Source organism: Blautia sp. BIOML-A1, from assembly GCF_009883055.1.
Taxonomy (GTDB): Bacteria; Bacillota; Clostridia; order Lachnospirales; family Lachnospiraceae; genus Blautia_A.
The window spans coordinates 43,582-56,654 of sequence record NZ_WWVR01000011.1 but is presented as its reverse complement, the minus strand read 5'-3'; the positions used below and the strand labels follow the sequence as shown (position 1 = coordinate 56,654).

At 41.5% G+C, this 13,073-nt stretch carries 10 protein-coding genes; 2 read left to right on the top strand and 8 right to left on the bottom strand.

Annotated elements, in window-relative coordinates; all coding sequences use genetic code 11:
• Positions 1 to 55 precede the first annotated feature (55 nt).
• The 6 genes from GT674_RS06895 to GT674_RS06870 all read right to left on the bottom strand — a co-directional run bounded on the left by GT674_RS06895 (position 56) and on the right by GT674_RS06870 (position 7,067).
• A complete protein-coding gene (locus GT674_RS06895) occupies positions 56 to 1,717 on the bottom strand; it encodes a GerAB/ArcD/ProY family transporter (protein WP_161285028.1) in 1,662 nt (553 codons plus the stop codon).
• Entirely contained in the window at positions 1,714 to 3,258 is a 1,545-nt protein-coding gene (locus tag GT674_RS06890; protein ID WP_161285027.1) for a spore germination protein, read from the bottom strand. The genes GT674_RS06895 and GT674_RS06890 overlap by 4 nt, the downstream gene beginning before the upstream one ends.
• 111 nt (positions 3,259 to 3,369) lie before the next feature.
• Positions 3,370 to 4,053 (bottom strand): GntR family transcriptional regulator, encoded by a 684-nt coding sequence (locus tag GT674_RS06885; protein ID WP_161285026.1) that lies wholly within the window; start codon positions 4,051 to 4,053, stop codon positions 3,370 to 3,372.
• Positions 4,054 to 4,077: 24 nt separating this feature from the next.
• On the bottom strand, positions 4,078 to 4,941 hold the full coding sequence (ispE, locus tag GT674_RS06880) for a 4-(cytidine 5'-diphospho)-2-C-methyl-D-erythritol kinase (protein ID WP_161285025.1): 864 nt from the start codon (positions 4,939 to 4,941) through the stop codon (positions 4,078 to 4,080).
• 98 nt (positions 4,942 to 5,039) lie between these two features.
• Positions 5,040 to 6,596, bottom strand: a complete 1,557-nt coding sequence (locus GT674_RS06875; protein ID WP_161285024.1) for a DUF3794 and LysM peptidoglycan-binding domain-containing protein — start codon at positions 6,594 to 6,596, stop codon at positions 5,040 to 5,042.
• A gap of 21 nt (positions 6,597 to 6,617) precedes the next feature.
• Positions 6,618 to 7,067, bottom strand: coding sequence for a protease complex subunit PrcB family protein (locus GT674_RS06870; protein ID WP_243149072.1), 450 nt, complete (start codon positions 7,065 to 7,067; stop codon positions 6,618 to 6,620).
• Between the two features lie 151 nt (positions 7,068 to 7,218).
• Here GT674_RS06870 and GT674_RS06865 point away from each other — a divergent pair, with 151 nt between their 5' ends.
• Entirely contained in the window at positions 7,219 to 7,959 is a 741-nt protein-coding gene (locus tag GT674_RS06865; RefSeq protein WP_161285023.1) for a lysophospholipid acyltransferase family protein, read from the top strand.
• Positions 7,960 to 8,009: 50 nt separating this feature from the next.
• On the opposite strand, the gene GT674_RS06860 is transcribed toward GT674_RS06865, so the two are convergent.
• Positions 8,010 to 9,245 (bottom strand): galactokinase, encoded by a 1,236-nt coding sequence (locus tag GT674_RS06860; RefSeq protein ID WP_161285022.1) that lies wholly within the window; start codon positions 9,243 to 9,245, stop codon positions 8,010 to 8,012.
• Between the two features lie 271 nt (positions 9,246 to 9,516).
• Between GT674_RS06860 and GT674_RS06855 the strand changes: the two genes are divergently transcribed.
• Entirely contained in the window at positions 9,517 to 10,401 is an 885-nt protein-coding gene (locus tag GT674_RS06855; RefSeq protein ID WP_161285021.1) for an AraC family transcriptional regulator, read from the top strand.
• A gap of 106 nt (positions 10,402 to 10,507) precedes the next feature.
• Here the strand turns inward: GT674_RS06855 and GT674_RS06850 are convergent, their stop codons facing one another.
• Positions 10,508 to 12,964 (bottom strand): glycogen/starch/alpha-glucan phosphorylase, encoded by a 2,457-nt coding sequence (locus tag GT674_RS06850; protein WP_161285020.1) that lies wholly within the window; start codon positions 12,962 to 12,964, stop codon positions 10,508 to 10,510.
• Positions 12,965 to 13,073 lie beyond the last annotated feature (109 nt).

Sequence of the window (13,073 nt, the reverse complement as noted above, 5' to 3'; positions counted from 1 at the left end):
AAATCTGTTAAATGCAAATGATTCTCTGTCCGGAGTATGCACACTTTGCAGATTTTTATTCCAGACAGACCTGAATTTCTTCGTCCTGCAGAATAATTTCAGGAATGTCCAGCAAAGTATTGTTTTCATAGTGCTGCTGATATACCTGCCGCAATGTAACACCATTTTTTTCCTGCTCCGGGATTCTGTTCTCAAGAATTCCCAGAAGATATTCACCTGTCGAACTTCCATTTTTGTTCCATTTCATGATCTGCTCCGGATATTCTGAACGAAACACATACACATTTTCACCGATCAGAGGCTCTTTTTCCAGATATGCCAGCAGTTCCTTCCAATGCTCCGACTGCACCAGCTGATTCTTAAGAATCAACACCTGCAAATGTCCCATATCCAGATATTTTTCCTGTGAACGATTATAGATTTTCTCTATTTCATCAAAATCATTTCCTTTTATCGACAGCACAGAATTTTGACTTTCCTCTTTTTCCTGTCCTTCTGCACTCGGAAGTTCCGGCATTCCGTAAATGAGTGTCCAGCCATCTTCTGACCACTCTGCTCCCAGTGCAAGAGGATACATTCGTTTCTCCGGTTCGATTCCTGCACATCCATTTAATGCAAGAACAAAAACCGCCAAAGCGACTATAGTTGTTTTTCTTGTTTTTCTCTTCCGTCCACAGAAAAGAAGCAGCACCTGTATAAATAAAAGTCCTGGAACAAATATGGTTTCCAGATAGTTTCTATAAAACGTCCTCACCGCAATACCCGATACTTCCAATAATGACAGTCCAAACACCAGTGCCGCCATCCAGTACTTTACTGTTCTCAGATGGCATTTTTCCACGACTTGATGTCCATAGTAAAAAAGGCTGCCCAGTGCAAACAGCAATCCATATAAGAGAAATCCCATCCAAAGTACATCAAATCTTGCAAGAATGTTTCCCGGAAGAGCTGCACCGGCAAGCAGTGGCAGGATTGGATACTCTTCTGTCAGAAGCCTGTTCCATCCAAATACTGCCGGAAGCAGAACAAGCACTCCTGCCAAAATTCCACCCACTGTAAGAATCGCGCCTATGATTGTTTTGCCCACACTTCCCGGTCTCACCACCTCACGCATGATAAACGGAAGCAGGCCCACCCCGGAGAATCCACACAAAAAAAGATATCCATCCTGAACAACTGCCGCCCCGCTTATTCGTTCCGCTTCAGCCATCTCCTGTAAATAATCAACCCGTATCTGCCCCAGACACAGCACCATCATAAGAAGAACACCTGCCAGAAGCAGGCCTCCTGATATCTCCGCCATCCGTCCTCTTCTCTGAATTCCCTTTTCTGTTCCTATACTGCACACAACTATCACAAGAAAAGAAATCCACCCTGACGGAATTCCCATAAGCAGCCATCTCGGTATGATCTGTTCCAGTATTTTCAGAATGTATACTGCGGTAAAAATGATATAAACAAGAAAAAAGACCCCTGCTATCCGCCCCCAGAAACTTCCAAGGAAACGTACCATATCCGAATATCCGCTGGTCACTCGCAAAAGTATAAAAACATAGAGTATCAGCACAGATACTGCCAGCACAATACCCCAGAATCCATTCATTCCCTGAATTCCATTTTTTCCCGGCAGACAGACAAGAAAAGGTGCCAGAAAGGTCAGTATCATCTGTCTGTAAAGCTGTCTGTGAGAAATTCTGTTGTTCTCTGCAAATTTCATGAATTCTTCTCCTCCTGTTTCTGCCCTTCTTTCAAATCTCTGCTCTCATCCTCTTCGACCGAAGTCTTTCGCAGGCGGATTTTCTGTTCCCATCTGGCATAAAGTGGTCTCTGCCATCTCTTTTGAAATGGGATCCTCAGGATTCCCTCACCGGTATCACAACGAGGAACTTTTTTTATAAACGGAAGCATATATGGCATGCCAAAACTCAAAAGTCCGCAAAGATGCGAGATCGTGAGATAAATTCCCAGAACAATACCAAAAATACCAAGATATCCCCCCAGGAACAAAAAGATATATTTCAATAATCGAAAAGCTGATGCAAACTCTTCCTCCGGAATCACCATGGAACCCAGTGCAGTAAGAGCAACGATCATAACAACGATCGGACTGACCAGATTCGCACTGACTGCTGCCTGACCGATGATCAGACCACCCACGATTCCAATAGCATTTCCTAATGCTCCCGGAACACGCACTCCCGCCTCCCGGATCAGTTCAAAAGACAATTCCAGAAAAATCAGTTCCGTCACACTGGAAAATGGTACACCCTCCCTGGCTTTTGCAAAGGACAAGATCAGATTTGCAGGAAGAATCTGTGTATGAAAACGTATCACCGCCAGATAAAGCCCCGGAAGCAGCGTTGCCACAAGCAGTGCAAGATATCTTAGAATTCTCAGAAAAGAAGTCATTTCAAAATGATGAAACCAGTCTTCACTGCTCTCCATAAATCCATTAAAGGAACTCGGAAGAATCAATGCTGTCGGAGAATTGTCACAGAGAAGAACAATCTTTCCGTTCAAGATCTCCATTGCTGCACGATCTGGCCGTTCCGTTGTCTGATACTGAGGAAACGGAGAATACCAGGTTTTATCTGTCAGCTGTTCCAGCATACCACTGTCAAAAATACCATCTATTCTATATTCATCCAGACTGTTTTTTATATTCTCCAAAAGCTCCTCCTGAACCAGATCCTCCATATAGAGAATCTGCAGCATGGTTTTGGATCGGACACCTGTCGTTTTTTCCTCAACCTTCATTCTGCTGTCCCTGATTCTTTTTCTGACCAACGCGGAATTTGTTTTTACAGAGTCAGAAAATCCTTCTTTGGAACCTCTCAGAACTTTTTCCGATTCCACTTCTGAAACACCCAGATTCGGATAACCTTTGCTGGATATTTTCATTGCCTTGTCGTATCCGTCTATAAAGAAAACGGCATTTCCTGCCAGAACTGCTGACAGTACGTCTTTCATACTTTCAAGTTTTCGTACATCTGCAATACCCAGACTGTTATTTTTTACAAATTCCTGTATCTGATAGGAAGAACTTTCCCAGAAATGATTTATCATTTTTCCCAGTGCAGAATCATCAAGCATCATATTGGAAACAGCGACTTCAATATAGACAATCAGACAGTCCACTTTACTTTCATTTCCCAGACGCATTGGTCGAATCAGAATATCCGCACAATTTTTAAATTTGTTTCTGATATAGCTTTCATTCTTTCTCAGTTCACTGTAGATTTTTATTTTTTGCTCCATTGCATCCTCCTGCCATAAACATAAAAAAGAGACACATATTTATTTATGTATCTCTTTTAGAATAACCAGATTATGCAATTTTATTTATCTCAGTCGAGAATATACAACAAATCAGCGATCCTGGTTTTCCTCTCTGATAGATCGGATGATCGCCTCTCTCTGATTTTCAATATGTTGATAAGTGATCTCCTGTGCCTTCTTAAGATCGCGATTCTTAATGGCCTCATAAATCTCCTCATGTTCTTTGACCAGAAGATTTCTTGTCTCTTCATCCTTGAGATATTCCACACGATATCTGTAAATCTGTTCGCGAAGATTATTGAGCACCTGATTCAGCCTGCGATTATCAGAAGACTTGTAGATCACCTCGTGAAAAGCCACATCGGCCTCTGCAAGTCTGACCAGATTACCTTCTGCCATCGTATCTTCAAAATTTCTGGCAGCCTTCCAGAGTTCGTCCAGCTGCTCTTCTGTCATTCGTGCACATGCATTCTCAATGGACAGATTCTCCAAAGCCATGCGAACTTCCAGCACATCATTCAGATCTTTTTCAGTGATGTTTGCCACCTGTGCACCACGACGTGGAATCATCACAACCAGTCCCTCCAGTTCCAGCTTACGCATAGCTTCACGAACAGGAGTCCTGCTGACCCCAAGTCGTTCTGCCAGTGCGATTTCCATCAGTCTTTCTCCGGGTTTAAGTTCTCCCTTCAAAATTGCCTTACGCAGTGTGTTAAACACAACATCTCTCAATGGCAGATATTCATTCATGTCAACAGAAAAATCATTCATCATAAGTACCTCCTGCAAAAAAAATTCTCAGTTCCTGCGGTTAAAAACTTCCGTCGCAAACACTGTCCTGGCCAGATGACTGCTTCTTAAAATTCTGGCAGCTGTCTTCATCTTATTCTTATCATCAAAAATACCAAAAACAGTAGGGCCGCTTCCACTCATCATAGCTTTAAGTGCACCATGCTTCTCCATAAGATCTTTGATCTCCTGGATTACCGGATATTTAGCAATAATTCCTGGTTCAAACACATTCCCCATGCGGGAAATCATACTGTAAATATCTCCGTTCTCAATATCCGCGATCATGCCATCAATGTCCGGACGTGCCCCCAGATTTCCAAGATCCAGATTTTCATAGGCAAGCTTGGTAGAAACATTTACTCCCGGTTTACCGATCAAAATATAACATTTTGGGAGTTGAGGGAGCCTTGTCAGTTTTTCTCCGATGCCCTCTGCCAGTGCAGTTCCCCTCATAATGCAATATGGCACATCTGCTCCAATCTGTACTGCACGTTTCATGAGCTCTTCTTCGCTTAATCCCAGCTGAAACATCTTATTGACACCAACAAACGCCGCAGCTGCATCTGAACTGCCTCCTGCCATTCCGGCTGCCACCGGAATGGATTTGGTAAGCTTCATGGAAATTCCCTCCTGAATATCAAATTCATCCATAAGAAGCTTTGCTGCTTTATATACCAGATTTCTTTCGTCTGATGGAACATAAAGAAGATTGGTAGTCAATGTGATACCCGGTGAAGATTTCTTCCGGATATCCAGAAGATCATACATCTGGATCGTCTGCATCAGCATACGAACTTCATGATAACCATCTTCTCTTTTGCCCAGGATATCCAGTCCCAGATTAATTTTCGCCATTGCTCGCAAACGCATAAATACACCCTCTGTCCTTCGTATTTTTTGTTTTTCATGTACTTTGTATACAAATATGATTCTATTATATTAAATGATTTTTTTCGGGATTTCAAGTATCAGCTCTCAACTTTTTTTACTAAAATCAACGGCTGTCCGGAACTTACCTGATCATCCTCAAGATCATTCATGGAAATGATCTCTTCCATCGTTGTATAGAACTTTTTTGCAATATCCCACAGAGTATCTCCCTGCTTCACCATATACACAGTGATTCCCGGCATACTACGGATTTTTTCCATGTCAAGCGGCTGTTCTTCTATACTCTCTATGATTTTTTCTTCCCTGCACTGGAGCACAAGTGCATTAAGGCTCACCACAGCCCTGACTTCAATTTCATTACTGTCTATCATACTCGTTGCCAGTTGTTCCAGCTCTGTATGGAAATAATAAACACTGTCATCTCTAATCCCCTGTGCCTCTACCATATGGCTGAACGGCATCATTACTTCCGTTGAATAAAAAGGCATATCATCATTCCCCATAATGTAAAGAACCTTCATCTGAACAATGCCATCTACCTGAATCCCGTTTTTTACGATCTTTGTCTTATCTATTTTTACTTTTCCCTGGCTGTGACAGATCTGAAGAATTTTTCCCTGCATTTCTTTGATCTCAATCCGGTCCGATACTCTGCATTTTGAAAAATTACGGACCAGAAGGCTCTCCAGCACTTCATTTCTGCACTTCGGAATACATTGGCAAAACGGCGTATAGACGTCCATAATGACATCAAAATTTTCCTCTCTGTAAAGACGTATATCCAGTTCAAGTACCAGATCTGTTACCAAAATCCGCTCCTCTCCGTCAGAGTCCGGCTTTACCTCTACGCTCTGATTTATAACGGAGGATGCGAAATTCGGAATCATGTCAGAAGTACATCCATTGCATTCCACTTCACTGGAAAACGGAATCGAATTTTCCAGCCACTGCACCGTTTCTCCCTCATTATCTCCCCTGTACAAAGCAAATAAAAACAGTTCTCCTTTCGCCTTCACCACATTTTCTTCCGGTCTTAAGTCCAGTCCCCGAACCTCCAGGCTGTACCAGAGAAGTTCCACAATATTGGGCTTATTTGAAACCATCTCTACTTCTTCTTTGAGCCGCAGAGTATCCTTTTTATGTATGGCCAGATCAAGAAGTCTCATCGTTTTTTTCTGAACAGAGATGTTTTCATCTTCCAGGAATACCGGAAGACGAATTCCGGAAAGCTCATCTACCGCTGCATAAAAAGTTACAACTGCCTTGATATTCAGTTTTCTTGAATGGATCAGATGGATACTAAGATCTTCAATTTCCCACTGAAGACACAGCTTATCTCCACTCACGATTCCTTCAAGATTCATGGTCTCTTCCATCGGGAGTTTCGCCGAAAGACTGTTCACCCTTCCTTCTTCCTCTCCCACGTAAAGCAGATCCACCTGTAAATTTCCTTTCAAAAATGCATGACCGTCATTTAAACGAACCTCTTCTACAGAAACATTTCCTTTATTCTGAATCATTCTTCCTATGTCAGGCTTTACATCAGGTACATTGTAATCCGCATCAAATGTCACCTGGCTTGTTGCCCTGCTCTTCGTCCGTAATACCTGAATATCTTCTCTTTTTAATTCCATTTCTGACCGCTCCTCTCATGATCATTCAAATATCACCGGCTCTTCCCTGTATTCCGTCTTCACTGCAATATACGGATAAGACGGTGCTCCGCTTTGATTTTCCTTTTCCGGTCCAATCAGCCTTGTTTTAAAAAAAACTGCCGTAGATGAAACAGACAATTCCGCTACCTGAATACTGTAGCCTCCACTCATTTTCTTTCCGTATCCTCTGATCAGATACACCGTATCTCCTTTTTGATAAGTCATCTGAAAATCTCTGTCTTTCTTTTCCTGAATCATCTCCTGTGCACTCGAAGGAAGCTCTGCTGTTTCCACCACAGTGTATGCCAGCGGTGTTCTTTCTCCTTCTTCTATTTTTACCAGACTGCACCCTCCTGCCATCAGTAAAAAGATCAGCAGCATACATCCGACAGCTATCGTATTCTGTTTTGACTGATTTCTTCCAGTCTTCGCAGACAGCGGTATCTGCATAAGCACAATTCTCCTGCCCGCTCTTTTTCAATATGTATTCTATGCCCGATCCAAAAGATTTATTGCAACTATTTCAAATATCCCTTATACTGGTACTATGGTTTTCATCATATAAAACCTGACCAAATATAAACAGAAAGAGGAATTCGTTATGATTCGTTTCATCATTGTCGCCATTACAGTCATCGGGTTTCTGATCCTCTCCATTCCTATTCTTCTGATCGAATGGATCATCGGAAAATTCTCCCCAAAAGCCAAGGAGATCAGCTCTTTACGTATTATTCAGGCAGTCTTTAAATTTATTCTCTGGGAAGCCGGCACCAAGGTCACTGTAATCGGCGAAGAAAATGTTCCAAAGGATACCCCGGTTCTTTACATCGGCAACCACCGAAGCTATTTTGATATCCTGCTTACCTACAGCCGATGCCCGATCCGCACCGGTTATATTGCCAAGAAAGAAATGGAACGCTATCCTCTTCTTTCTAACTGGATGAGATATCTTCACTGCCTGTTCCTTGACCGCAAGGATATCAAGCAGGGATTAAAGACTATCCTTGCTGCCATAGACAAAATAAAATCCGGAATTTCCATCTGCATCTTCCCGGAGGGAACACGTAACAAAAATGCTGATGATCTGGATCTTCTTCCTTTCCATGATGGAAGCTTCAAGATTGCTTCCAAGACAGGATGTGCAATCATTCCTATGGCACTCAACAACACAGTTGAAATCTTCGAGGCACATTTTCCCAAAATCAAATCAACTCATGTCGTTTTGGAGTATGGAGAACCGATTTATGTCAAAGATCTTTCCAGAGAAGATCAGAAACATCTCGGTGCATATACCCAGAACATCCTTCATGACATGCTCGAAAAAAATAAACCCCTGGTATAATCCAGAGGTTTATTTTTATGTAATATTTGTTTTTAACCGACACTGGTTGTTTATCCGATATGTGCTGCTCCGACTGCACGGATATCCATCGGATATACATTTTCTTTTCCAACAAATCTGGAAATATATTCTACATAGTTATCCTGTTCCTTTTCCGGAACGATTGCTGCAATAACACCGGCGAATCCGCCTCCATGAACTCGGCATACACCTGCACCGATCTTCTTAAGGAACAGCTGAGTAAGTGCAAGAGTTCTGGTAATTTTCTGCTCATGGAAATCTTTCATTGTATAACAGTTCTGAAGAAGTTCCCAGGAGGAAGTTCCGGATTCATCTATAAGCTTCAGGAATTTATCATAATCATCATGATGGATTGCATCTGCTGCCTCTTCTACACGGGAAGTTTCTCCAAAAAAGTGAAGTGCACGAAGAACAGCTCTGTCATCTTCAATTTCATTGCAGTGCTCAAGAAGTGCCTCTACATTCGTCTCATGAAGAAGTTCTACACCAAGTACTTTGGCAACAGCCTTCATCTCTCCCGGAATCTCAGAGTATTCCTGACTCAGATCCGCATGACCTTTTCCTGTATTTACAATAACAAGTCTGTATCCAAATTTTCCAAACGAGAAATCCAGCTTACTGTATTTCAGGTTATCTCTGTCTGCAAAATCAAACAGTACCGGGCCGCCTACTGCACATGCCATCTGATCCATCATTCCGGAAGCTTTATCCCAATATACATTCTCTGCATACTGGCCGATCTTTGCATAGTCATTATAAGTCATTTTGCCCTCATTAAAGAAGTGATCGATGATTGTACAGATCAGCATTTCAAAGGAAGCAGAGGAACTGACACCGGCTGCTGCAATAACATTTGTGCTTACATACGCGTCAAAACCTGCTGCCTTAAATCCATTCTTCTGTGCACCTTCCATCATACCTGCAACAAGTGCCGGTGTTCCTTTTTTGTAGTTTGCTTTGCTGAGCTTAGTAAGATCTACTACAATCTCATCTCTGTAGCCTTCACTGGTAATACGGATAACCTGTGTCCCATTTGGGTAAGCTGCTCCTATTGTATCCAGATTAATGCTTCCTGCGATTACTTTACCACCGTTATGGTCTGTATGATTTCCAATAATCTCAGTTCTTCCTGGAGATGTAAAATATTCTGCTTTGTCCTGTTTATAGGTTTCTGCAAAATTGTCTGCGAGTTTCTTGAAACGAGCACCGCAAATTTCTGTTTCCCCATAGATTTCCTGAAGTTTTGCTGTTTCTGGTAAGTTCATTCTCCTGTTCTCCTTTTAGATTTTATTTTAATAAAATTCGTAGCTGTTCTTTCTCTGCATATCTGATAAGTTCATTATACTGCATTCTGGATAAAATACCTTGATTAATCTGCGAAAAAACAGTAATATCTTGCGTTTTTTAGGTAATTATGTCTATAATAAAAGGAAAATAACCGTAATTTCCTGCGTTTAAACTTTACTGCATTACATGAACATTCCGTAACAGTGAAGATACTGAACAGTTACAATATTTCTTTTAAAGGAGATACTTATGCAGATCGTCACAAATCAGTTCCAAAAAGAATTAAAAAAACATGGCAATGACCATTTTCCGTTTCTGGTCAGCCATCATAATCTGTCAGAATATGACTCCAACTCTTTTATGTGGCACTGTCACCCGGAAATTGAAATCACTTATATAAAAAAAGGGGCCATGCATTATCGGATAAATAACCGTTCCTTTCACTTAAAAGAAGGTGAGATCATTTTCTGCAATTCCAACGCCCTGCATTCCGGTGAAATGATAGATCAGGAAGATTGTTCTTATATTCCTGTCACTTTTGATCCCAAACTGATCTATGGTTTTTTTCGAAGTACCATCTGCACAAAATATGTGGATCCTATTATCCAGAACCTTTCCATCTGTGCCATGCATATCGATTACAGCAGAGAATGGCACAAAGACTTTCGTGAACAGATGCTGAAAGTGATTTCACTTGATAAAGATCGTCCTGATTTTTATGAACTGGATATTTCCATACGAATGCAGATTATGTGGAGACTGCTTGCAGAACATCTTCCTCATCAACCGGTAAGCACTGCCTCTGACCTCACCGAATACGAGCGAATCCGAAAAATCCTTTCCTACATAGAACAGAATTACATGAATCGTATCACTCTGACAGATATTTCTGAGAGCCTTCATCTATGTGAAAGTGAATGTACCCGTCTGTTCAAACGACACATGAACACTACTCTTTTTGCCTTCCTGCAGGAATACAGAATCGAACGCAGTCTGGAATACCTGAATACCAAAGAATCCATCAGCGCCATAGCCGAAAAAACCGGATTTTCCGACTCTAACTACTATTCCAAAGTATTCAGCAAAATCAAAGGCTGCAGCCCACGAGAATACCGAAAAGCTTTAAAAGAATGACAATCCAGCTTCAGGATATACCTGGAACTGAGCCACATTTTCTACTGCAAAAAGGACCTGACTTTCATAAGCCAGATCCTTTTTATCCACAATCGCTGCGAATCTATTATTTAACAAAAACCTTGTCCAGATGCCAGATATCATCCACATATTCCTGAATAGTTCTGTCAGATGTAAACTTACCTGCACATGCTGTGTTCATCATGGCCATACGAGCCCAGCCTTTTTCATCTTTGTATGCTTCTTCCACTTTCTTCTGTGCTGCTGCATAAGAACGGAAATCAGCAAGGATAAAGTACTGGTCTGCTTTCTCTCCACCATTCTGGTCCAGAAGAGAATTATACAGATCACGGAACAGTTCTGTATCAGAAGAGAAGGTTCCGTTAACAAGCTCTGTCAGTACCTGACGGATTTCATCATCTGTATTGTAGATAACTCTCGGATCATATCCGCCATTGTTTTCATAATTGATAACTTCATCTGCACTCAGACCGAAGATGAATGCATTTTCTTTACCAACTTCATCTACGATCTCTACGTTGGCACCATCCATAGTTCCCAGAGTCGGTGCACCATTCAGCATAAACTTCATGTTACCTGTACCGGAAGCTTCTTTACTTGCAGTAGAAATCTGCTCAGAAACATCTGCTGCTGCAAAGATCATCTCAGCGTTGGATACACGATAGTTCTCAATGAATACAACTTTCAGCTTGCCATTAATAGAAGCATCGTTGTTTACAACATCTGCAACAGAATTGATCAGTTTGATAATCTTCTTGGCACGAGCATAACCTGCAGATGCCTTTGCACCAAAAATGAATGTTCTTGGATAGAAATCCATTTCCGGATGTTTCTTAATCTGATCATACAGATAGATAACGTGCAGGATGTTCAGAAGCTGACGTTTGTACTCATGAAGTCTCTTAACCTGAACGTCGAAGATAGAACGTGGATTTACTTCTACTCCGTTGTGCTCAAGAATGTATTTAGCCAGACGAACCTTGTTCTGATACTTAATGTTCATGAATTCCTGCTGTGCTTTTTCATCATCAACATAAACTTTCAGTTTGCCAATCTGAGAAAGATCTGTGATCCATTCCGGTCCGATATGATCTGTTACCCAGTCTGCAAGGAGCTGGTTTCCGTGAAGCAGGAAACGTCTCTGAGTGATACCGTTTGTCTTGTTGTTGAATTTCTCCGGCATCATTTCGTAGAAGTCTTTCAGTTCCTGTTTCTTAAGGATTTCTGTATGAAGTTTGGCAACACCGTTTACAGAGTAACCTGCAACGATTGCAAGATGAGCCATTTTTACCTGTCCATCATAGAGGATTGCCATCTTCTTGATCTTTTCATAGTTTCCAGGATATTTAGCCTGAATATCAAGGATGAAACGACGGTTGATCTCTTCAATGATCTGGTATACACGTGGAAGCAGTCTGGAGAACAGCTCAACCGGCCATTTCTCGAGAGCTTCTGCCATGATTGTATGGTTTGTGTAAGCAACACATTTTGTTGTTACAGACCATGCATCATCCCAGCCAAGGCCTTCTTCATCCATAAGGATACGCATAAGCTCTGCTACAGCAACTGTCGGATGAGTATCATTCATCTGGAAAGTAACTTTCTCATAAAGCTTCATGATATCTTTATGATCTTTTTTGTATTTTTCGATTGCAGCCTGAAGACTTGCAGATACGAAGAAGTACTGCTGTTTCAGACGCAGCTCTTTACCAGCCATATGATTATCGTTCGGATAAAGAACTTCCACGATATTGCGGGCAAGGTTTTCCTGCTCAACTGCTTTCTTGTAATCACCTTTATCAAAGGAATCCAGCTCGAAGTCTACGATCGGCTCTGCATCCCAGATTCTTAAGGTATTTACGATATTATTGTTGTATCCTACGATCGGCATATCAAACGGAACAGCTTTTACTGCCTGATATCCCTTGTGTACGAATTTATTACTTCCTGTTGCCGGATCGTACTCAACATCTACATATCCGCCAAAATGAACTTCTTTTGCGTACTCCGGACGGCGAAGTTCAAATGGATATCCGTCTTTCAGCCAGTTATCCGGAACCTCTACCTGATATCCGTCTTTGATCTGCTGTTTGAACATACCATAACGATAACGGATACCACATCCATATGCACTGTAGTTCAGTGTTGCAAGAGAATCCAAAAAGCATGCTGCCAGACGTCCCAGACCACCGTTTCCAAGTGCCGGATCCGGTTCCTGATCTTCAATCACATTAAGATCCAGACCAAGCTCATCCAGAGCATCTTTTACTTCTTTGTATGCAGTCAGATTGAGCAGGTTATTTCCAAGAGCACGTCCCATAAGGAACTCCATGGACATATAGTAAACTGTCTTAGGATCCTGCTCTTTATATGCATTCTGTGTTTCCAGCCAGTTATCAATAATAACATCTTTTACCGTATAGCATACAGCCTGAAAGATCTGCTCCTGTGTAGCCTCTTCCAGTTTCTTACGATAAAGAAATTTTACATTCTCTTTTACACTCTTCTTAAAAGCTTCTTTTTTGAACTGCTCGTTAATCATCGTGTTTCCTCCTCATTCATCCTTTTATGTTACTGTTCACTCCTCATAATATTACCTGTAAACAGTGACCTTTTTATAAATCATGCCCGGTATATATATTACCGGGCAT